This window comes from Marinobacter antarcticus, from assembly GCF_011049865.1.
GTDB lineage: Bacteria > Pseudomonadota > Gammaproteobacteria > Pseudomonadales > Oleiphilaceae > Marinobacter > Marinobacter antarcticus_A.
In genome coordinates this window covers 23,981-44,664 of the sequence record NZ_DRGY01000070.1, presented here as the reverse complement: position 1 = coordinate 44,664, position 20,684 = coordinate 23,981, and the positions used below count along the sequence as shown (strand labels likewise).

Below are 20,684 nucleotides of genomic sequence, written 5' to 3'. Positions count from 1 at the left end.
GCTTTTCACGGATAGCCTTGGGCTCACCGGTCAGGATTCGGCCGACCTCAAACTCGTCCATAAGCAAGCCGATCCCGCCGGCATGGTCGCTGTCGGCATGGCTTATAACCAGCGTGTCAATCCGTTTCACGCCAAGGGCTTTGAGGTTGGGCACAAGTACCGATTCCGCAGCCGAGAACACACCTTTTACTTCTGGCCCTGTGTCGTACAACAACACGTTGTCGCCCGCTCGCACCATGGCTGACAAACCCTGACCAACGTCCCAAACCCGCACTTCAGGCTCAGTAACCCAAGGGTTATCGACGTTCGGGGCGGTGTTCGAAACAGTGCTCGAAACAGTGCTCGCCGTTGAAGCCCAGAAAAGTACGATCGCTAACCCGGCAACGCGGAAATTTCTGACCGGAACCGTGATAATGAGTAGCACCAGTACACCGAAGCCGACAATCTCCACGCTGGCGCCTTCAAGCGTTGGCCAGTTGATGCCTGCAACCCACTCGAGAAAATTCCAAAGTACGTCCAGTACCGCATCCATCAGCCAGATAATCGGGTTCGATAATTCCGGGAACAAAGCAACCACAAGCCCACCGATGATGATCACAGGCATTACCACCAGTGATACCCAAGGAATGCTCAAAACATTGGCCAGCAATCCCGCAATCGGTTGCCCCTGGCCCAACCATTCAAGAAGCGGCCAAAGGCCCGCGAACACAGCCCCTTGCGCAAGAATCAGGCCGGCGAGCCAACCGGTTCCGCCCACGCGGCCCGCAAAGACACAGATCAACATCGAAACCGCGCCAAAGGACAACCAGAACCCCTGATCCAGAGGCGCAAAGGGATCCAGCAGCAGAACCAGCCCAAGCGCCACAACAAGGGAATGCCACACTGGCACTTGTTTCGCCATCAACAGGATCCAACCACCTACCGCAACCATCAGAAGCGCTCTTCGGGTAGGGACGGTAAAGCCGGCGGCCAGTGCATAAAACAGGCAGCAAAATATAATCGCCAGAAATGCGATCACACGCACAGAGCGCTCGCTCATTCGATAAGTGGACAGGGACAACAAAAGCCGACGCGCCAAGAATCCGGCACCAAAAGCGACCAGGCCCAGGTGAAGGCCCGAGATAGCGACTAGATGAATGGTTCCTGTGGCTTTTAAAACCTCCCAGTGTCTGGAAGCAAGATGGCCACGGTTGCCGATCAGCAACGACGCGATCAAAGGATGATGCCGGGCAGCAGCGAACTGTTCGTCCACCCAGTGCGCCAACCGGATGTGAATACGGTGATACTGGCACTCAAAGGAACACTCGACGGATGGATCCGGGACAGCGCTGCGCACGCTGCCGGTTGCTCGATAACCTTTGCGGAACAGCCAGTCCTCGTAGCGGAAACCGGCGGGATTCAAATTGCCATGGGGCCTTTTGAGCACTACCTCCAGGCGCAACCGATGATCCGGGAGCGCGTCGGCAGGCTGGCCATACCAGGCCAGACGCAGTTTGCTCGGCAACGTACTTTCGAGTTCAGGCGTGTGTGAACTCCCGTACCAGCGAGTGACGCAAAAACTGAAACGTATGCTGTCAAAGCTGCCCGCCGAAGGAAGATCACAAACGTAGCCTGCGACCACAACGGTTTCACCTTCAATGCTTGGGGGAAGGCGCTGTTCAAGCCGCTCATTGGCCCAAAAGCCGGCCCAGGCGACACCCAGGGCCAACCCGATAAAAACAGACCAAAAAGGCCCGGGCAGTTTCCGGCCTGTCGGCAAAAACCACAATAAAGCGGGAACTGCGCAACCGATCAGCCATACTTGAGGTGGCAACACCGCCAATCTATAAAGTAAGATGACGCCGCAGGAGAAAGCGAAGACACCAATTGCTGCAGAGAAGACGGTACTGAGCACGCCAGGGCCCTGCCAACCAGACAGGTCTGGGCCATTGAAAGAGCTTCTGGACAATCCTTGTCCTCCCGATAATGTAATCCGTCGGCGACATCCATGCCGCCGGAGTTTCATTCTACTCGAAGGTAGAGCTTCCAATGCCAAAGAAGTTCATGAAACGCTACCTGCCATCACCGGAGAAGGTGCAGGCGATGAAATCGCTTGGCTTTCTGGGCGATATCCTGAATGAACCCAACCTGTGGCACATTAATCGTCACAGCGTTGCGCGGGCATTTTTGATTGGTGTGTTTTTCTGCCTTATCCCCATGCCGTTCCAGATGGTTGCCGCGGCATTTTTTGCGATCTGGTTTAACGCCAACCTGCCCTTGTCTGTGGTTCTGGTATGGATCAGCAATCCGATTACCATGCCGCCCCTGTTTTATTTCAATTACAAGGTAGGCGCCTGGGCACTCAACCGGCCGGTTTTGAACTTTGACTTCCAGCTATCGTGGTCCTGGATCAGTGAGCGTTTGCTGGACATCGGCATCCCGCTCTATCTGGGTTCGCTTATCGTCGCAACTGTATCAGCCTGCCTGGCTTATCTGGCCATACAGTTTATCTGGCGCCGGAAAATCCGCTCCGAGTGGCACATGCGCCGCCGTGCCCGAAAAGAACTGCGGCGCTCATCCCGCGATCAGGCCTCCTGAACCAGCCTTCCCTGCTCCAGCCTCAGAACCCGCCCGAGACTCCGGGCCATCTTCATGTCGTGGGTAACCATAACAAACGCAATGCCCAACTGATCTCTCAACGACTCAATGAGATCCCGAACACCTTCGCCGGTGTGCTCATCAAGGTTACCAGTGGGCTCATCCAGCAACACACAGTCAGGCTCATTCACCAGCGCACGGGCAATGGCCACACGCTGTCGCTCGCCGCCAGAAAGCTCGCCAGGCTTATGAGCCAGGCGCTCCGCAAGCCCCACTCTTTGCAAAATGGTTTGCGCCCGCGAGCTCGAATCGCCTACGGCTACGCCGCCAAGAACGCACGGCATCATGACATTCTCAAGCGCGGTAAACTCTGGTAGCAGATGGTGAAACTGATACACGAAACCCAGATGCCGATTGCGAAAACGCGCGCGCCCTGCCTCCGACAACCGATGAATGTCCTTGCCGCATATGGAGATCTGTCCCGATGACGGCTTATCCAGGCCACCGAGAAGGTTCAGCAGGGTTGTTTTACCCGCGCCACTGCTTCCCACAATAGCCACTGTCTCGCCTGCTGTGACTTCCAGTGAGATATCGGAAAATATGGTCAGCTTCTCAGGGCCCTGAGTGTAAGTCCGGGTGACCTGACGACAGTCGATCACCAAGGGAATATCCTTCATGGCACCGTTTTCCTCATTCATAACGAAGAGCCTCCGCGGGATCCACCCGAGACGCTTTCCACGCCGGGTATATGGTCGCCAACAAGCTCATGGCAAGGCCGGCACCGCTGATAATGGCTACATCCTCCCATTGCAACTGGGACGGCAGATAGCTGATAAAGTAAACGTCGGCACTCAGAAACTTGTGACCGAGAGCGCCCTCCAACCAGGAAATAAACGCGCTGATGTTAAGTGCGCCCAAAATACCCAGTGCAGTGCCTATCAGGGTTCCGAACACCCCGATAATCGCGCCCTGGACAATAAAGATTCTCAAAATCCGACCCGGCGTCGCTCCCATGGTGCGCAGAATCGCAATGTCCGCGGTCTTGTCGGTCACCACCATGACCAGCGTGGACACGATATTGAACGCTGCGACCGCCACAATGAACATCAGCAGCAGGCCGATCATGGTTTTCTCCATGCGGATAGCCTGGAACAGATTGCCGTGGGTGCGGGTCCAGTCCGATACGTAGTAACGGCCCGAGAGCATGCTGGCGGCCTCTTCTGCAACCTTGGGTGCCGCAAACAGATCGTCCACCAGCAAGCGCACACCCTGAGCCTTTCCATCGGTTCGCATTAACTTGGCGGCATCATCCATATGAATAAGGGTGTAACTGCCGTCCAGTTCTGCTCCCACACTGAAAATGCCTTTCACCGTGAAACGTTTGAGTCTCGGCAACACCCCGGCGGGCGTGATGGAGGCCTCCGGCAACACCACTGTTACTCTGTCTCCAATCTGTAAACGCAAGTTGGCGGCCAGGGTGCGACCTACGATGATCCCGAACTCCCCCGAAACAAGGTCTTCCAGCTTGCCCTCAATCATGTGATCTTCGATGATCGACACCGTGCGCTCCTCCTCTGGCAACACGCCATTGAGCAGCACGCCTCGCACCTCACCGCCTCCGGTCACCATGGCCTGGCCCTGAATAAACGGGGCGGCAGCCAGCACTCGCGGATGCTTTTGCACCTCGGCATCCACCGTTCGCCAATCCGCCAGCGGTTCGCTGCCCTGAATAATGGCGTGGGGAACCATGCCCAGAATTCGCTGTTTGAGTTCGCGATCAAATCCGTTCATCACGGACAGCACAACAATCAGCACTGCCACGCCAAGCATCAGCCCAATCATGGATGTGAGCGAGATAAACGAGATAAAGTGATTACGCCGTTTGGCTGCGGTATAGCGCAAGCCGATATAAAACGATAAGGGTCTGAACATGAAGAGGTGCCTGTCGCTACCTTCGGGTGGTCGTGGTCTGGAATTCCCGGCGGCCTTTCAGCACGGCGGGAAACTGCTAAACTTTTACAACTGGCTAAAATACTTATTCCCGGAGCCTTGCATGAACACTCCAGAAACGCCGTTCGAACCGACGGATTATGTGTCTGAGCGGCGGGAATTTTTCCGCATCGAAGACCGGATTGGCCTGGAAGTCCACGAACTGAGCGCTTCAACCGAGTTCGAAGAGAATGTCTTTGGCGACGATCATCTCGAAGACCTGGAGGCCGAGTTCAGACGGCTGGATCAGGACATCAAATCCCAGCTTGCCAGCCTTGCGGATCAGGATCGTTTGCTCGCAGGCATTGTTAAGTCCCTGAATGGCAAGCTAGACACGCTTGCGCGCATTATGGCCTTTCAGCAAAATCCCTTGCAACCTGGGGACTGGCAAGACGTCACGCTCAGCGAGGGAGGCCTGGCTTTTTGTGCGGGCTCCCAGGCGTGGCAGACTGGCGACACGCTTGCCGTTCGCATGACGTTACCGCCAGAGCTTTCCCGGCCCCGCGCCATTGTAAAGGTGGTGGAAGTGCAGGCTGACGAAACAGGCAGGGCAAGGGTTCATACCGATTTTATCCGGATTGACGATAGCGACCGTCAACAAATTGCCCGACATGTGATGCGATGGCAGATTCGGCAGCGGCAAAAAGAGTAGACTGGCGAAAACGTGTGACTTTTGCCGTCTTTTCTCGGATATTACGTTTTATCCATGTCCCCGGACCGCTTACCGGAGGCCCCAGAACCAATGGAGAACCATCAATGACAATAAAGCGAGCCCTGACTGGCGCACTGGCAATGGCAGCACTGCTCACTCTGGCCCCGATTTCCGAGGCATTTTCCGACGAGCTTCGCGTACCCGTGGGGAGTCAGGTAGACAGGAACCAACAAAGCGTGCCCAGAACCGGAACAACCCAGGCTTCAGTACGAGCCGCTTGGGGCCAGCCCGCCTCAATGGAGGGCCCCGTTGGGCAGCCTGCAATCAGCCAGTGGCAGTACGACAATTTCATAGTCTATTTTGAAGGCAATCGTGTTATACACTCGGTACTGAAATTCAAGCACTGATATAACCTGTCTTACCCCTGACGATACGCCGCCCTTCGTTTAGACTGGCGGTTTTTGCAATTTTAAGGTGACTGTAAATTTTAAGGTGATTGTAAAGTGACGACCCTACGTGTGTTGCCCGCTGAGTGGGCGTCCCAAAGCGCCGTTGTGCTTACCTGGCCCCACCCGGGTACCGATTGGGCAACGATTCTTGATGAAGCCGAACCGGTATTCCTTGAAATTGCCCATTCCGTTCTCCGCTTTGAACATTTGGTTGTCAGTTGCGAACACGTCGTACGCCTGCAGGATCTCGAGCGTGATCTGAACGCCTGGGCAGCGCAACACGGACTGACCGGGCGGGTGCGGGCCGTGCCTGCACCCGCCAACGATACCTGGACTCGCGATCACGGTCCGATTACCGTCATCACGAATGGCGAGCCCACCCTGCTGGACTTTCGTTTCAACGCCTGGGGGGGGAAGTTTCCGTGGGAAAAAGACGATGCGCTCAATCGTCACCTCGCTAATTTTGGGGTATTCGGAACCACTCCCATGCAAGCCGTGGATTTTGTACTGGAAGGTGGCTCAATCGAGTCGGACGGTGAAGGCACGCTGATGGCCACAAGCGAATGTCTTCTGACGCCAACCCGCAATGCGTCCATGGATCGTGGAGCCATTGAGCAATTGTTGTCGGAGATGCTGGGGGCGCAGAGGATTCTCTGGCTCAACCACGGCTATCTGGCAGGGGATGACACCGACAGTCACATCGACACACTGGCCCGTTTTTGCGCCCCGGACCATATTTGCTACGTCGCCTGTCCCGATGTGGCTGATGAGCACTACAGTGCGTTGGCCGCCATGGAAGAAGACCTTCGGGAATTCCGTCAGCGCGATGGCAAACCCTACAAGCTGACAGCACTGCCCTGGCCCGACCCAGTACTGGACGATGAAGGCGAACGCCTTCCGGCAACCTACGCCAACTTTCTGATCATCAACGGTGCTGTTCTGGTGCCTGTGTATGACGTGCCACAGGACCAGGACGCTATCAGAATTATCAGCCAGATTTTTTCCGACCGGGAGATTATTCCCATTCGATGTCGAACGCTGGTGAAACAGCACGGAAGTTTACACTGCGTCACCATGCAGATTCCCGAAGGAGTCGTCGCCCCATGAATCAACACGCCGTGAATCAACACCCCGGCAAACCGCAGCCTTCTGGGCAGCTTGCCATTGCTGCCATTCAGCAGGCATGCAGTGAAGACAAGGCTGCCAGTCTGGCGACCACCGAAATGCTGGTTCGGGAGGCGGCTCTGGGCGGCGCTCAATTAATCGTTCTTCAGGAACTCCACGCTACGCACTACTTTTGTCAGACGGAAGACACCCGCACATTTGATCTGGCGGAGCCCATCCCGGGCCCCACCAGTGAGCGGCTTTCAGCCCTGGCTCGGGAACTCGACGTTGTCATTGTCGGTTCCGTTTTTGAGCGTCGCATGAACGGTGTCTATCACAACACCGCTTTGGTGATTGAAACCGACGGCTCCATTGCCGGCCTGTATCGAAAAATGCACATTCCGGATGATCCGGGCTTTTATGAGAAGTTTTATTTCACGCCCGGAGACGCTCAGTTCAACGATGGCCGCAGCGGGTTTTCACCCATCGAGACATCGGTGGGTAAACTGGGTGTTCTCGTATGCTGGGATCAGTGGTACCCGGAAGCGGCCCGTCTGATGGCGTTGGCGGGCGCCGAGATACTGATTTACCCCACCGCGATCGGTTGGGACACAACCGATGATCCCGACGAACAGGCTCGCCAACTGGAGGCCTGGGTTACCGTTCAGCGCGGTCACGCTGTGGCCAACAACCTGCCGGTTGTCGCACCTAACCGGGTCGGCACTGAGCCGGACCCGAGCGGGCACTCAGACGGCATCCGCTTTTGGGGCAACAGCTTTATTTGCGGGCCACAGGGCGAGTTCCTGGCTCGGGCCGACGACAGCACCGAATGCATTATGAGTGTCACAATTGATCGCCACCGCAGTGAATCGATTCGCCGCATCTGGCCGTACTTCCGAGATCGTCGAATCGACGCCTACGGCGACATTCTTAAAAGAGTGAGGGACTGAACCCCGCATGAAAAACCTGGTAGACACCGTTGTTGCCGAGCTGAACCAGATTCTGCTGGGCAAAGATCACCAGGTACGCCTGGCCCTCTGTGGCCTGCTTGCAAAGGGCCACTTGCTGATTGAAGACATCCCCGGCATGGGTAAAACCACCCTGTCCCATGCCCTGGCCAAGGCTATGGGCCTGAGCTACCAACGCATTCAGTTCACCAACGACTTGCTGCCTGCAGACGTACTGGGATATTCAATGTACGACAAACAGGCGGGCAGCCTGGTATTCCACCCAGGGCCCATTTTTGCTCAGGTTGTTCTTGCGGATGAAATCAACCGGGCGTCCCCGCGAACACAGAGCGCACTGCTCGAAGCCATGGAAGAGCGCCAGGTGTCTATTGAAGGCGAAACGCGTCCGCTGCCACACCCGTTCTTTGTGATTGCCACACAGAACCCCACGGAACAAGGCGGCACCTACCCGCTGCCGGAATCCCAGCTCGATCGCTTTCTGATGCGTATACGGCTTGGTTATCCGGACCCAAGAGCCGAGCGGGAGTTGTTGGAAGGCGAAGACCGCAGGGTCATGACTGATCGACTTGGCACTTTGCTCTCGGAAGCGGATCTGGCAACACTTCAGGACGCAGTAACCCGTGTCACCGCAAGTCCGGCGCTGCTTGACTACATTCAGCGTTTGCTGGAGCAGAGCCGCCGCATGCCCGGACTGCTGTATGGTTTGTCACCCAGAGCCGGGCTCGGATTACTCAGGGCGACAAAAGCCTGGGCGCTGATGCAAGGTCGTCAGCACGCTCTTCCGGATGACATTCAGGCGGTGTTCCCATCAATTGCCGAGCATCGTCTTGAGCAGGGCGAATCCGGGAAAAGCGCCCAGCGCGTGCGGCAGTTGCTGACCAGCGTTTCCGTACTTGCGTAAATAGCAAAGCTTTATCAACGGGATTGGCCAAAACAAATGGCAGCCTGCTGCTTTCGTGTTAGCCTTTTCATCTTCCTCGTTATATTGGCTCTTCACGAGCCCGACACATACTGATTTAGTGAGAGATACGTTCATGAGCGAAACCAGACATTCCCGCCTGATCATTCTTGGCTCCGGCCCTGCCGGATACACCGCTGCCGTCTACGCAGCCAGGGCCAACCTCAACCCGACGCTGATCACCGGCATTGAAGTTGGCGGCCAGCTCACCACCACCACCGATGTGGATAACTGGCCCGGCGACAACGATGGCGTTCAAGGCCCGGAACTGATGCAGCGCATGCTCAAACACGCCGAGCGCTTTGAAACCAGCATCGTTTACGACACCATTAACGAGGCCGACCTGCAAAGCCGTCCCTTCCGCCTCAAGGGCGACGGCGGCGAATACACCTGCGACGCCCTGATCATCGCCACCGGCGCATCTGCCATGTATCTGGGCCTGGAATCCGAAGAACGCTTCAAAGGCCAGGGCGTATCCGCCTGTGCCACCTGCGACGGTTTCTTCTATAAAAAGCAGAAAGTCGCCGTCATCGGTGGCGGCAATACCGCCGTTGAAGAAGCCTTGTACCTTTCCAACATCGCGGCAGAAGTCACCCTGGTCCACCGCCGTGACAGTTTGCGCGCTGAAAAAATCCTGCAGGACAAACTCTTCGAAAAAGCCGAAAACGGCAACGTCAATATCGTTTGGGACCACACCCTCGATGAGGTGTTGGGCGACGGCACTGGCGTAACCGGCATGCGCATCAGAAGCATGAAAAACGACGCCAAACAGGATCTCGACCTGGCCGGCGTCTTCATCGCCATCGGACACAAGCCCAACACCGGCTTGTTCGAAAATCAATTGGACATGGAAAACGGCTACATCAAGATCCGCTCGGGTCTGGAAGGTATGGCAACCCAGAGCAGCGTCCCGGGGGTTTTTGCAGCCGGCGACGTAGCCGACCATGTGTACCGCCAGGCTGTGACCTCAGCCGGCTTTGGTTGCATGGCCGCGCTGGATGCCGAAAAGTTTCTGGATCAGCAGGATTAAATCCAACGAACAGAAGGCAGGATGACCTCACTTCCCTGGCTCGACCCTGAGCAACTGTGGTTCCCCCCAGCCGAAGAAGCCCTCGACGATCCCGACGGCCTTCTCGCGCTGGGAGGCGATCTCTCCACAGAACGGCTTATCCTCGCGTATCGCAGCGGTATATTTCCCTGGTACAGCGAAGAACAGCCCATTCTCTGGTGGTCCCCGGACCCTCGCTGTGTGCTATTTCCCGAAAACATTCATATTTCCCGCAGTTTGCGCAAAACGCTGAATCAACGCCGCTTTCAGGTAACGGCCGATCAGGCCTTTGATCGCATTATTCGCCTGTGCGCCTCCACCCGAAGCGAAGGCACCTGGATAACCGACGAGATGATCGCCAGTTACTGCGCACTCCACCGCCAGGGTGTTGCCCACTCAATCGAAGTATGGGATTTGCACGGTGAACTGGCCGGCGGTATGTACGGTCTCGCCATCGGGCAGTGTTTTTTCGGCGAATCCATGTTTTCCCTGAAAACCAACGCATCCAAAGTATTGATGGTTCACTTGGCCCATCAACTGCAGGGCTGGGGCTACAGGGTGATTGACTGCCAAGTGGAGAGCGACCATCTCCTCAGCATGGGCGCACGCACCCTACCCAGACAGGATTTTTTGTCTATAATTGATGCGTACGCAAACCGAAAACCGGATCAGCCCGACTGGACATTCCACTGGCAATGGCCCGGAGGCATGAATGAGTAGTCTCGGAACCCTGGTATTTTTTGCAACACCCGGGCACGATTGCAGCTATCTCGCCGATCGTGAAGCAACCACTATGTTTGTCGATCCGCGAGCCCACATCGACAAAAAGCTCTACAGCCAACTGACATCATTGGGTTTCCGGCGCAGCGGGTCCCACTATTATCGGCCCCACTGCGAACAGTGTAATGCCTGCATTCCCGTAAGACTGAACGTAAAAGACTTCCGTGCGGATCGCAGCCAGCGCCGGGTCATGAAAAAGAACAGCGACCTCGAATGCACGCTGGTGCCCGCAACATTCACGGAGAGTTACTACCAGCTTTATGCAAACTATGTCGAGTTGAGGCACAAGGACGGTGACATGTATCCACCGTCACGGGAGCAATTCACCTCGTTTCTGGTAGAAGGCGCTACCGATTCCTGGTTTCTCGAAATGCGCATAAACGGCGAGTTAGCGGCACTGGCGGCGGTGGATTTGTTAGATGGTGCGCTATCAGCGATATATACTGTATTTGATCCTGCCCTGGAGCATCGAAGTCTGGGCACGTTCGCGGTTCTGTGGCAAATCGAAGAGGCGCGGCGGCGCGACCTGCCCCATCTCTATCTGGGTTACTGGATAGAACAGTGCCGGAAGATGAGTTACAAGACCCGGTTCAAACCCATAGAAGCACTGCAAGATGGCCAATGGCGACCTATAAATGTGGCTTAATGGGAAGTATTGGTTAAAATGCCCCAACAAAACGTGGTTGAGCGCTGTTTTACAGGGCGACCGACCAACTCACTTTGCCAAATGCCGACAATTCAGGCAAAATTGCGCAATTTAAAATTACGGAAAGTTTTCCAAAAGAGGTTTCTACTGAATGGCGAAAACAGATGCTATTGAAATGGAAGGCGTTATTCTCGATACCCTTCCAAACACCATGTTCCGGGTTGAGCTAAGCAACGGTCACGTTGTCACTGCTCACATTTCCGGCAAGATGCGTAAAAACTATATTCGCATCCTGACCGGTGACAAGGTCAAGGTTGAATTGACGCCTTACGATCTGAGCAAAGGCCGGATTGTGTACCGGGCCCGTTAAGGTTATAGCGACCTGATAAAACACAAAAAAACCGCTGTTATAATACAGCGGTTTTTTTGTGAGTAGCGTTTGGACCAGTCGGTTCAGACAGCTTCTGCCGGTTCATCCTCGTAATCGAGGACTAGCTCATCATCCTTGAGGTGGACAAATACATCACCACCCTTGTCGGATAATTCGCCAAACAGAATCTGCTCAGCAAGCGGACGCTTGATTTTGTCCTGAATCAGCCGTGCCATAGGACGCGCACCCATGGTGACGTCGTAGCCCTTGTCAGCCAGCCACAGTTTAGCCGCATCATCCACATGCAGCACCACGTGCTTCTCATCCAGTTGTGCCTGCAACTCGGTCAGGAACTTATCCACCACATGGGTGATCGTCTCTCTGCGCAAGTCGCCGAACTGAATAATGCTGTCCAGGCGATTACGAAACTCCGGCGTGAACGTTTTGCTGATGATTTCCATACCATCACTGCTGTGATCCTGCTCGCTGAATCCCATAGAGCGCCGTGCCATACTTTCAGCACCGGCGTTCGTGGTCATCACGAGAATAACGTGACGGAAGTCGGCCTTACGCCCGTTGTTATCGGTCAGGGTTCCGTGATCCATAACCTGCAGAAGCAGATTGAAGACTTCCGGATGCGCCTTCTCGATTTCATCCAGCAACAACACACAGTGCGGGTGCTTGTTCACCGATTCTGTTAACAGGCCACCCTGGTCGTAACCAACGTATCCGGGCGGTGCACCGATCAAGCGAGAGACCGTATGGCGCTCCATATACTCCGACATGTCGAATCGTACCAGCTCCACCCCAAGGGCTTTCGCCAGTTGCTTCGTTACCTCGGTCTTACCCACACCCGTGGGCCCGGCAAACAGGAAGGAGCCTTCCGGCTTCTCCGGCGCTTTCAGACCGGCCCGCGCCAGTTTGATTGCCATTGACAGAGATTCGATAGCCGGGTCTTGCCCAAACACCACCATTTTGAGATCGCGCTCCAGATTGCGCAGCAAATCCTTGTCGCTGGTGGACACGTTCTTCGGCGGAATACGGGCAATCTTGGCAACCACCTCTTCGATTTCCGGAACATCAACCGTTTTCAGGCGTTTGTCCTCGGGCATCAGCCGCTGCCGGGCACCGGCTTCGTCCATCACGTCGATGGCTTTATCCGGAAGGTGGCGATCCGTGATGTAACGATCCGCCAACTCGGCCGCCACGCGCAAGGCCCGATCTGTGTATTTCAGATCGTGGTGCTTTTCAAAGTTCGGCTTCAGCCCTTTGAGAATCTGGTAGGTATCCTCAACGCTCGGCTCATTTACATCAATCTTCTGGAAGCGCCGAGCCAGCGCACTGTCTTTTTCGAAAATGCCCCGGAACTCCTGATAGGTGGTCGACCCGATGCACCGGATTTCACCCGAGCTCAGCATGGGCTTGAGCAGGTTCGAAGCATCCATCACCCCACCGGACGCAGATCCTGCCCCTATGATGGTGTGGATTTCGTCGATGAACAAAATGGCATGCTTTTCTTTTTTAAGATCGCCAAGCAGCCCCTTCAGGCGTTTCTCGAAGTCACCGCGATATTTCGTTCCGGCAAGCAAGGCGCCAAGATCAAGCGAGTACACCACGCCATCGGAAATAATATCGGGTACCTGGCCGTCAACAATGCGTTTGGCCAGCCCTTCAGCAATAGCCGTTTTGCCCACACCGGCCTCGCCCACCAGCAAGGGATTGTTCTTGCGCCGGCGCACGAGTATCTGCACCACCCGCTCAACTTCGTGCTCGCGGCCAATCAACGGATCAATTCGACCTTGGCGAGCCTGCTCATTAAGATTGGTTGCGTAATTGTCCAAGGGCTTGGACTGACCGCCCTCTTCTCCCGTTTCTTCGTGAGAGATCTGCTCCTGGCCTTCCTGGTCCTCAGCTCCCTGAACCCGGGATATGCCGTGGGACACAAAGTTGACGACATCAATACGTGCAACATTTTGTTTCTTGAGCACGTAAACCGCTTGGCTTTCCTGTTCGCTGAAAATGGCGACCAGCACATTCGCACCGGTTACCTCTTTTTTACCGGAAGATTGCACATGAAATACCGCGCGCTGCAGTACCCTCTGAAAACCGAGTGTTGGTTGGGTCTCGCGCTCATCGTCACTGCTCGGAATCAGCGGCGTTGTGGAGTCTACAAACTCAATCAGCTCGTCGTGAAGTTGCTTGAGGTCTGCACCACAAGCTTTGAGAACACCCACAGCCGAGTCGTTATCGAGCAAGGCCAGCATTAAGTGCTCCACGGTCATGAATTCATGACGTTTGTCGCGGGCACTTTTAAAGGCTGTATTCAGCGTAATTTCAAGATCTTTGCTCAACATGGGCTACCCCAACGTCTATCAGTCTGCACATTCAATCTCGCAAAGGAGCGGATGATCGCATTCCGAGGAATACTGGTTCACCTGAGCTGCCTTTGTTTCCGCGATGTCCCGGGTATACACCCCGCATACAGCCTTTCCTTGCGTATGGACGAGCAGCATCACCTGTGTCGCCTTTTCATCATTCATTCCGAAGAATGTTGTCAGTACATCCACGACAAAATCCATGGGTGTATAATCGTCGTTCAGAAGCATCACCTTATACTGGGCCGGTCGCTTCAGTGCAGGCTTTTCGGGAGCAACGCTGAGGTCGTCGTGACGCCCCGGCTGTTCTTCCTCCCCCTGATTTAATACTAGTCGAGAATTTTCGATAGTCCGCATCATTATTTCCCGGTTATCGGTGCCTCTCCGTAATGTGGTTGTCGGGTCCCGGGTTTTCAAGTCTGACATTGGCAAGCCAGACCCGCGCCCGAGCTGAGTTACTCATTTATACGAACATGATACCGCTTCCGGACTGCGTTCAACCAACTATTACCGCGACAGAAGGAAGTTATTGACTCGAATGCGGGTTTCGTCGAAAGTTAAGCTACACTGTTAAATAATGTAAATACATGATTGCATTTTGTAATCGGAGTTTGTAACGGTAATCGAAGTTTGTAACGAAAGTGCAACCAAAATGTGTAACCGAAATCGGCAAATTACAGACGCATAAGCGGTCAGTAAATCGAACAACAATGAGTGACAGCAAAAGAACAAGGGAGTTCATCATGCCAAGAGGCAAAGTAAAGTGGTTCAACAATGCCAAAGGGTACGGTTTCATCATTGAAGATGGCTGCAGTGACGACCTGTTTGCACACTTTTCGTCAGTCCAGATGGACGGCTACAAAACATTGAAAGCGGGTCAGACAGTCAACTTCGACAAGAAGCCGAGCGACAAGGGCGTGCACGCAGTCAACATCGTGCCCGATGCTCAGTCTGCTGAAACAGCAGAGCCCGATGCTCAGTCTAATGAAACGGCAGAGCCCGAGCCCGGAGACTATTCTCCACACGCGGCAAATGGCTGAAACTCACGCAATGCATGCGGCACCCGGGCCGCAGACTGCGTGTTGACAGGGCACCTGCCGGATGAATCCGGCAGGTGCTTTGCCCGCCGCTGGGCGCAACCCACGCGGCTTGGCTCACGCTTTCAAACGCCGTAACTTCTCCGTATCCTTCACGTTGATTTAACTTCCGCCCTCCGGCCCGGACGCCTCATTCATGGCTGACCTCATCCTGTTTAACAAGCCTTTCCAGGTGCTCAGCCAATTTACCGACGAGCGCTTAACGGCTGAGCAGAACCCCCGGGCCACTCTCGCCGACTGGATTACGATTCCTGGCGTTTATCCTGCCGGACGACTGGATTACGATTCCGAGGGTCTTCTTCTGCTCACCGGGAACGGCCCCCTACAGCACCGTATTGCGTCGCCGGCCCTGAAAATGCCGAAAACCTACTGGGTTCAGGTTGAAGGTGATATTTCCGTCGGCGCTATTGCGAAGCTCACCGCGGGCGTAACGCTTAAAGATGGTCTTACCCAGCCTGCCAAAGCTCGCAGAATTGAACAGCCGAAGCTGTGGCAAAGAGTTCCGCCCGTGCGCAGGCGCGACACAATACCCACCAGCTGGCTGGAACTGACAATCACCGAGGGCCGCAACAGACAGGTGAGGCGCATGACGGCTGCCGTCGGGTTTCCAACGCTGAGGTTGATCCGCTATCGTATCGGGGACTGGTCACTGGACGGGCTTGAACCCGGAAAATATCGAACGCTCCCCGTCAACCTGCCACGGAGAAATCGAAGCTCATGACCTGGACACCCCATGCCACGGTTGCGGTGGTCGTTGAAGATGCCCACGGCCGCTTCTTGATGGTTGAAGAGCACAGTAGCGGTCGGATTGTCTTCAACCAGCCTGCCGGGCACGTTGAGGAAGACGAGGCTATTCTCGACGCCGTACGCCGGGAGGCTCTCGAGGAAACCGGTTGGGAAATCGAGCCGGAGCACTTTCTCGGGCTTTACACCTACAAGGCACCGGCGAACGGCGTAACCTATTATCGCTTTTGCTTTATCGGCAAAGCCCGCCGGCGCATCACCGACGAACTCGACACCGGCATTATTGCAGCGCATTGGCTGTCGCTGGAGGACATTCGACAGCTAGGCGACAAACTCCGCAGCCCGCTGGTCGTTAAAAGCATAGAAGATTACCGAAACGGGCGATGCTATCCACTGGATGTGATTGCAGACTCGCAGACGTAACCGGCACAAAATGATAAACTCCCGCGTTTTGCACCGGTGCACAGAATTGTCATGACAAATTCATCATCCGAAACACGCTCCCCGCAGAACACACAGGTTATTGTTGGCATGTCCGGCGGTGTCGATTCCTCGGTCGCGGCCTGCTTGCTCAAGGACCAGGGGTACCAGGTCGAAGGCCTGTTCATGAAGAACTGGGATGAGGACGACGGCACCGAATACTGCACCGCCATGACTGACCTCGCAGACGCTCAAGCCGTTGCGGATACCATCGGCATACGCCTCCATACCGCAAGCTTTGCCGCTGAGTACTGGGACCGTGTGTTTGAGCACTTTCTTGCGGAATACCAGGCCGGCCGCACGCCGAACCCGGATATTCTGTGCAATAAAGAGGTAAAATTCCGCGCCTTTCTGGACTACGCCGTTACGCTGGGGGCGGATTATATCGCCACGGGACACTACACCCGGCAGCGCCCTCTCAACGATGAGTCCGGCAACGCCCTTTTGCTCAAAGGTCTGGACGGCAACAAGGATCAGAGCTACTTCCTGCATGCGGTTTCCGGAGATCGCATTGCTCGCACTCTCTTCCCCGTCGGTGAACTGGAGAAGCCTGAGGTTCGCCGGATTGCCGAACAACAGGGATTCGTCACTCATGACAAAAAGGATTCCACCGGCATCTGCTTTATCGGCGAGCGCAAATTCAGCAATTTTCTGAAACAGTACCTGCCGGCACAACCGGGGGATATTGAAACACCGGAAGGCAAAAAGATCGGCCGGCATCAAGGGCTTATGTATCACACCATAGGCCAGCGTCAAGGCTTGGGAATTGGCGGCCTCAGCGACTTTGGTGACGACCCCTGGTACGTGGCGATAAAAGATCTGGAGCGCAACGTATTGATCGCCGTTCAGGGCAAGCACCACCCACTGCTGTTCTCCCGGGGGCTGCTGTCCGGGCCCGTTGATTGGGTAGCGGGCGCGCCACCCACAACGTCATTCCGCTGCAAGGCAAAGACACGTTACCGACAGCCTGATCAGGATTGCGACGTGACGGTTATTGATGGCGGGGTGAAGGTGGTGTTTGATGACGCCCAAAGAGCCGTTACGCCCGGGCAGTCCGTGGTCTTTTATGACGGCGACATATGCTTGGGGGGCGGCGTAATCACTGAAACCTGGCGCGACGATGACGCCCTGCCCGACCGTATTTCCCGGGCCAGTGCAAAGGAAACAAATCAATGAGCCAGTCTCTTCATGATCAGACCCTGGCGCTTGCCGGGGTATTTCAGGCCGCCAACCTGGTTCAGCAAATCGCCAATAACGGGCAGTGTAACGAAACCAGTCTGGAGACGTGCCTGCGTTCTTTGTTCGCCACCGATCCGGCAAGCACGCTGGACGTTTACGGTGGTGAACTGACCGATGTGCGTGAGGGGCTGGTTACGCTCTCAACCGTGATGAGCGAGCAAAACGAGCAACAGGATATTCAGGTACTGCGCTACGTGCTTAACCTGATTCATCTGGAATCAAAGCTCAATCGACACCGCAGTATGCTGGGAGAGATCGGTAACCGTATTGATCAGGCGCGGCACACCGCCAGCCATTTTGGTTACGTTCATTCAAACCTGATCGGCAACCTGGCCTCTATTTATGCAGATACCATCAGCACCTTCCGCTTGCGCATTCATGTGAGCGGCAATCCGTCACTGCTGCAACGGGAAGAGAATGCGGCCAAAGTTCGCGCACTCCTGCTCGCCGGCATTCGATCGGCTGTGCTCTGGAGGCAAACGGGCGGCCGCCGCTGGCAACTGGTTCTGTCGCGCCGCAAGGTTATTCAACATGCAAAGGAACTTGCGGAGCAAACCAACCGCTCGTTTGACAACTGATCCGTTACCACTGATTCACCGGCGGTGCTGGTGTATTATGGTACATCCCTTTTTCTGAACCGATTCTTTGATCATTTGAGAGGTTTTCGATGGAACTCAACGCCCTGACCGCCATTTCCCCGGTCGATGGACGCTATGGCAGCAAAGTCAGCGTTTTCCGTGACATTTTCAGTGAATATGGCCTGATCAGGAATCGCGTAACGGTTGAAATTCGATGGCTCCAGCAATTGGCTAAACACCCGGAAATTAACGAAGTTCCGGCGTTCAGCGCAGAGGCAAACGCGTTCCTTGATCAGATGATCCGCGATTTCGGCTTGCACGATGCCGAGCGCATCAAAGACATTGAGCGCACCACGAACCACGATGTGAAAGCCGTTGAGTACTTTATCAAGGAAAAAATTGCCGGCGTTCCAGAGCTTCACGCAGTCACAGAATTTGTTCACTTTGCCTGCACCTCTGAGGATATTAACAACCTGTCCCACGCCCTGATGCTCCGCGAAGGGTTGGATAACGGCCTACTCCCGGCGATGGCCCGGGTTGCCGACAAACTGAGTGAGCTTGCTCAGGAGCATGCCGAGCAGCCAATGCTTTCGCGCACACACGGCCAGACAGCCTCTCCGACCACCGTTGGCAAAGAATTCGCCAACGTCGTGTTCCGCCTGCGTCGGCAAATGAAACACATCGGAGATACCGAAATTTTTGGCAAGATTAATGGCGCGGTTGGCAACTACAACGCACACATCTCAGCGTATCCGTCCGTTGACTGGGTTGCTCACGCCAAAGCGTTTATTGAAGGCCTCGGCCTTACTCTCAATCCTTACACCACGCAGATTGAGCCACACGACTACATTGCTGAGCTCTTCGACGCCGTCGCCCGCTTTAATACCATTCTGATTGACCTTGATCGAGACATCTGGGGCTATATTTCGCTGGGCTATTTCAAACAGAAAACCATCGAAGGCGAAGTGGGTTCGTCGACCATGCCCCACAAGGTCAACCCCATCGATTTTGAAAACTCGGAAGGCAACCTGGGCATCGCCAACGCGCTGCTTGGCCACCTCTCGTCGAAGTTGCCCGTTTCACGCTGGCAGCGTGATCTGACCGACTCCACGGTGCTGCGCAACCTCGGCGTAGGTTTTTCCCACAGCCTGATCGCCTACGAGGCCACGCTCAAGGGGTTAACTAAACTCGAGATAAACCCAGCGCGCCTGAATGAAGATCTCGACAAGGCCTGGGAAGTTCTTGCGGAGCCTATCCAGACGGTGATGCGCAGGTACGACATTGAAAAGCCTTATGAAAAACTTAAGGCTCTGACCCGTGGCAAAGCCATGACCCCGGAGTTGATAAGGCGTTTTGTGGAAAGTCTTGAAATTCCTGATAGCGCGAAGACAGAACTGATGGCCCTGACACCTGGCAATTACATCGGCAATGCGGTTGATCAGGCCCGCAACATCTGAATTAAGGAAACGCAATAGTGGATATGCTTGGCGGACGCTCGCCTTCCGATTTTTTGCGGGACTACTGGCAAAAAAAACCGCTGGTCATCCATCAGGCATTTCCTGGCTTCACGTGCCCTGTTGATGCCGACGAGTTGGCCGGCCTTAGCTGTGAAGAAGGCGTTGAATCACGCATCGTCATCGAAAACGATGGCGGCAAGCCGTGGCAGTTGCACAACGGTCCGTTCTCCGAAGAGCGTTTCAGCCTGCTTCCCGAGCAGGACTGGACGTTGCTCGTGCAAGGGCTCGATCACTGGGTTCCAGAAATCGCGGATCTGCTTGAGCACTTCCGATTCGTCCCGAACTGGCGCCTTGATGACATCATGGCGAGCTATGCGCCAACAGGCGGCAGCGTTGGGCCCCATTACGACCAGTATGATGTGTTTTTACTGCAAGCTCAGGGGCGCAGACGCTGGACGTTTGGTGGCCACTGCGATCAGAACTCGCCGCGCGTAGAAGGCACACCGCTGCGCATTCTCAGCACCTGGCAAGGCGAAGAAACGGTCACCCTTGAACCCGGCGACATGCTTTACTTGCCGCCCGGCACAGGCCATCACGGCGTGGCCGAAGACGACTGCATTACCCTCTCAATAGGCTTCCGTACGCCAACAATCGACGACCTGCTCACGGGGTTTACCGACTATCTTTGCAGTCGGTCGGACGCCGCCAACCACCTGAACGACCCGGACCTTCAGGTTCAGGACAACCCAGGCACCATTGCCCCCGGCGTTATTGACCGCCTTCAAGCGGTACTCGCAGAGAAGCTTGAAGACAAACGCTCGTTGGCTTTATGGTTTGGTCAATACGCAACCACGCCAAAAAGCCTGGACGTGGTGGTGCCCGCGGCCGAGCCTATCTCTAATGACGAGTTTGCAACCGCCGCCCGATCAGGCGGGCAATTGCGCTGGAACGAGGGCTCGCGTTTTGCCTATCATGAAGAAGGCGACGAAACCGCCCTCTTTGCTGACGGAGAGCCGTTTTTGCTCAAGGGCGATGCGCGTCCGCTGGCACCCTTACTGTGTGCCGGAGCCCGTATCGACATGAGCGCACTGGCCGGGTTTACCGACGACCCGGCGCTTCTTGGCCTGCTCACAACTCTTCATAATCAAGGTTCAGTCTATTTCGAGTGATGTC

The 20,684-nt window shown here is 55.3% G+C and carries 22 protein-coding genes; 17 read left to right on the top strand and 5 right to left on the bottom strand.

The features are described 5' to 3' along the window. On the bottom strand, positions 1 to 1,948 hold a 1,948-nt coding region (locus tag ENI00_RS09045), incomplete at its 3' end, for a DNA internalization-related competence protein ComEC/Rec2 (RefSeq protein ID WP_304101483.1). An 80-nt stretch (positions 1,949 to 2,028) separates the two neighbouring features. Here ENI00_RS09045 and ENI00_RS09040 point away from each other — a divergent pair. Further along, complete coding sequence (locus tag ENI00_RS09040; protein ID WP_304101482.1) at positions 2,029 to 2,577, top strand: DUF2062 domain-containing protein; 549 nt, start codon at positions 2,029 to 2,031, stop codon at positions 2,575 to 2,577. Here ENI00_RS09040 and ENI00_RS09035 read toward each other — a convergent pair. Beyond that, positions 2,565 to 3,254, bottom strand: a complete 690-nt coding sequence (locus ENI00_RS09035) for an ABC transporter ATP-binding protein (RefSeq protein WP_414674240.1) — start codon at positions 3,252 to 3,254, stop codon at positions 2,565 to 2,567. The two genes, ENI00_RS09040 and ENI00_RS09035, sit on opposite strands and share 13 nt — an antisense overlap. A 13-nt stretch (positions 3,255 to 3,267) precedes the next feature. After that, positions 3,268 to 4,509 carry a lipoprotein-releasing ABC transporter permease subunit gene (locus ENI00_RS09030; RefSeq protein ID WP_304101480.1) on the bottom strand — a complete coding sequence of 414 codons (1,242 nt, stop codon included), beginning with the start codon at positions 4,507 to 4,509 and terminating at the stop codon, positions 3,268 to 3,270. Positions 4,510 to 4,630: 121 nt separating this feature from the next. Between ENI00_RS09030 and ENI00_RS09025 the strand changes: the two genes are divergently transcribed. From ENI00_RS09025 to infA, 9 genes are all read left to right on the top strand, one after another. After that, complete coding sequence (locus ENI00_RS09025; RefSeq protein ID WP_304101479.1) at positions 4,631 to 5,218, top strand: PilZ domain-containing protein; 588 nt, start codon at positions 4,631 to 4,633, stop codon at positions 5,216 to 5,218. 104 nt (positions 5,219 to 5,322) lie between these two features. Continuing rightward, the gene (locus tag ENI00_RS09020; RefSeq protein WP_304101478.1) at positions 5,323 to 5,625 is read left to right on the top strand and encodes a hypothetical protein; all 303 of its coding nucleotides are present in this window, start codon (positions 5,323 to 5,325) and stop codon (positions 5,623 to 5,625) included. A gap of 96 nt (positions 5,626 to 5,721) precedes the next feature. Then, positions 5,722 to 6,774, top strand: a complete 1,053-nt coding sequence (locus ENI00_RS09015) for an agmatine deiminase family protein (protein WP_304101477.1) — start codon at positions 5,722 to 5,724, stop codon at positions 6,772 to 6,774. Then, a complete protein-coding gene (locus ENI00_RS09010) occupies positions 6,771 to 7,721 on the top strand; it encodes a carbon-nitrogen hydrolase (RefSeq protein WP_304101476.1) in 951 nt (316 codons plus the stop codon). The genes ENI00_RS09015 and ENI00_RS09010 overlap by 4 nt, the downstream gene beginning before the upstream one ends. A gap of 7 nt (positions 7,722 to 7,728) precedes the next feature. Continuing rightward, positions 7,729 to 8,640, top strand: coding sequence for an AAA family ATPase (locus ENI00_RS09005; protein ID WP_304101475.1), 912 nt, complete (start codon positions 7,729 to 7,731; stop codon positions 8,638 to 8,640). A 133-nt stretch (positions 8,641 to 8,773) separates the two neighbouring features. After that, positions 8,774 to 9,727: a thioredoxin-disulfide reductase gene (gene trxB, locus ENI00_RS09000; RefSeq protein WP_304101474.1), complete on the top strand. Its 954-nt coding sequence runs from the start codon at positions 8,774 to 8,776 to the stop codon at positions 9,725 to 9,727. A gap of 21 nt (positions 9,728 to 9,748) precedes the next feature. After that, a complete protein-coding gene (gene aat, locus ENI00_RS08995; RefSeq protein ID WP_304101473.1) occupies positions 9,749 to 10,465 on the top strand; it encodes a leucyl/phenylalanyl-tRNA--protein transferase in 717 nt (238 codons plus the stop codon). Further along, positions 10,458 to 11,171: an arginyltransferase gene (locus ENI00_RS08990; RefSeq protein WP_304101472.1), complete on the top strand. Its 714-nt coding sequence runs from the start codon at positions 10,458 to 10,460 to the stop codon at positions 11,169 to 11,171. The genes aat and ENI00_RS08990 overlap by 8 nt, the downstream gene beginning before the upstream one ends. Before the next feature lie 151 nt (positions 11,172 to 11,322). Then, positions 11,323 to 11,541 carry a translation initiation factor IF-1 gene (gene infA / locus ENI00_RS08985; protein WP_071263575.1) on the top strand — a complete coding sequence of 73 codons (219 nt, stop codon included), beginning with the start codon at positions 11,323 to 11,325 and terminating at the stop codon, positions 11,539 to 11,541. Between the two features lie 83 nt (positions 11,542 to 11,624). Here the strand turns inward: infA and clpA are convergent, their stop codons facing one another. Further along, positions 11,625 to 13,895 carry an ATP-dependent Clp protease ATP-binding subunit ClpA gene (gene clpA / locus ENI00_RS08980; protein WP_304101471.1) on the bottom strand — a complete coding sequence of 757 codons (2,271 nt, stop codon included), beginning with the start codon at positions 13,893 to 13,895 and terminating at the stop codon, positions 11,625 to 11,627. An 18-nt stretch (positions 13,896 to 13,913) separates the two neighbouring features. Continuing rightward, a complete protein-coding gene (clpS, locus tag ENI00_RS08975; protein ID WP_304101470.1) occupies positions 13,914 to 14,273 on the bottom strand; it encodes an ATP-dependent Clp protease adapter ClpS in 360 nt (119 codons plus the stop codon). Between the two features lie 386 nt (positions 14,274 to 14,659). Here clpS and ENI00_RS08970 point away from each other — a divergent pair, with 386 nt between their 5' ends. The 7 genes from ENI00_RS08970 to ENI00_RS08940 all read left to right on the top strand — a co-directional run bounded on the left by ENI00_RS08970 (position 14,660) and on the right by ENI00_RS08940 (position 20,680). Further along, on the top strand, positions 14,660 to 14,956 hold the full coding sequence (locus ENI00_RS08970) for a cold shock domain-containing protein (RefSeq protein WP_304101469.1): 297 nt from the start codon (positions 14,660 to 14,662) through the stop codon (positions 14,954 to 14,956). Positions 14,957 to 15,149: 193 nt separating this feature from the next. After that, positions 15,150 to 15,734 (top strand): pseudouridine synthase, encoded by a 585-nt coding sequence (locus ENI00_RS08965; protein WP_304101468.1) that lies wholly within the window; start codon positions 15,150 to 15,152, stop codon positions 15,732 to 15,734. Beyond that, entirely contained in the window at positions 15,731 to 16,180 is a 450-nt protein-coding gene (locus ENI00_RS08960; protein ID WP_304101467.1) for an NUDIX hydrolase, read from the top strand. The genes ENI00_RS08965 and ENI00_RS08960 overlap by 4 nt, the downstream gene beginning before the upstream one ends. A 51-nt stretch (positions 16,181 to 16,231) precedes the next feature. After that, entirely contained in the window at positions 16,232 to 17,413 is a 1,182-nt protein-coding gene (mnmA, locus tag ENI00_RS08955) for a tRNA 2-thiouridine(34) synthase MnmA (RefSeq protein ID WP_304101466.1), read from the top strand. Then, positions 17,410 to 18,054, top strand: a complete 645-nt coding sequence (hflD, locus tag ENI00_RS08950; protein ID WP_304101465.1) for a high frequency lysogenization protein HflD — start codon at positions 17,410 to 17,412, stop codon at positions 18,052 to 18,054. The genes mnmA and hflD overlap by 4 nt, the downstream gene beginning before the upstream one ends. Before the next feature lie 89 nt (positions 18,055 to 18,143). After that, positions 18,144 to 19,511: an adenylosuccinate lyase gene (purB, locus tag ENI00_RS08945; RefSeq protein ID WP_304101464.1), complete on the top strand. Its 1,368-nt coding sequence runs from the start codon at positions 18,144 to 18,146 to the stop codon at positions 19,509 to 19,511. 17 nt (positions 19,512 to 19,528) lie between these two features. Beyond that, entirely contained in the window at positions 19,529 to 20,680 is a 1,152-nt protein-coding gene (locus ENI00_RS08940; protein ID WP_304101463.1) for a cupin domain-containing protein, read from the top strand. The last annotated feature ends 4 nt before the right edge of the window (positions 20,681 to 20,684 follow it).

Coding starts and splice junctions, on each gene's coding strand:
- aat (WP_304101473.1), top strand. CDS start 9,749: ATGACCTCACTTCCCTGGCTCGACCCTGAGCAACTGTGGTTCCCCCCA.
- infA (WP_071263575.1), top strand. CDS start 11,323: ATGGCGAAAACAGATGCTATTGAAATGGAAGGCGTTATTCTCGATACC.
- ENI00_RS08970 (WP_304101469.1), top strand. CDS start 14,660: ATGCCAAGAGGCAAAGTAAAGTGGTTCAACAATGCCAAAGGGTACGGT.
- ENI00_RS09020 (WP_304101478.1), top strand. CDS start 5,323: ATGACAATAAAGCGAGCCCTGACTGGCGCACTGGCAATGGCAGCACTG.
- ENI00_RS09035 (WP_414674240.1), bottom strand. CDS start 3,254: ATGAAGGATATTCCCTTGGTGATCGACTGTCGTCAGGTCACCCGGACT.
- ENI00_RS09010 (WP_304101476.1), top strand. CDS start 6,771: ATGAATCAACACGCCGTGAATCAACACCCCGGCAAACCGCAGCCTTCT.
- purB (WP_304101464.1), top strand. CDS start 18,144: ATGGAACTCAACGCCCTGACCGCCATTTCCCCGGTCGATGGACGCTAT.
- ENI00_RS09005 (WP_304101475.1), top strand. CDS start 7,729: ATGAAAAACCTGGTAGACACCGTTGTTGCCGAGCTGAACCAGATTCTG.
- ENI00_RS09040 (WP_304101482.1), top strand. CDS start 2,029: ATGCCAAAGAAGTTCATGAAACGCTACCTGCCATCACCGGAGAAGGTG.
- ENI00_RS08990 (WP_304101472.1), top strand. CDS start 10,458: ATGAGTAGTCTCGGAACCCTGGTATTTTTTGCAACACCCGGGCACGAT.
- ENI00_RS08960 (WP_304101467.1), top strand. CDS start 15,731: ATGACCTGGACACCCCATGCCACGGTTGCGGTGGTCGTTGAAGATGCC.
- ENI00_RS09025 (WP_304101479.1), top strand. CDS start 4,631: ATGAACACTCCAGAAACGCCGTTCGAACCGACGGATTATGTGTCTGAG.
- trxB (WP_304101474.1), top strand. CDS start 8,774: ATGAGCGAAACCAGACATTCCCGCCTGATCATTCTTGGCTCCGGCCCT.
- hflD (WP_304101465.1), top strand. CDS start 17,410: ATGAGCCAGTCTCTTCATGATCAGACCCTGGCGCTTGCCGGGGTATTT.
- ENI00_RS08965 (WP_304101468.1), top strand. CDS start 15,150: ATGGCTGACCTCATCCTGTTTAACAAGCCTTTCCAGGTGCTCAGCCAA.
- ENI00_RS09030 (WP_304101480.1), bottom strand. CDS start 4,509: ATGTTCAGACCCTTATCGTTTTATATCGGCTTGCGCTATACCGCAGCC.
- clpA (WP_304101471.1), bottom strand. CDS start 13,895: ATGTTGAGCAAAGATCTTGAAATTACGCTGAATACAGCCTTTAAAAGT.
- clpS (WP_304101470.1), bottom strand. CDS start 14,273: ATGCGGACTATCGAAAATTCTCGACTAGTATTAAATCAGGGGGAGGAA.
- mnmA (WP_304101466.1), top strand. CDS start 16,232: ATGACAAATTCATCATCCGAAACACGCTCCCCGCAGAACACACAGGTT.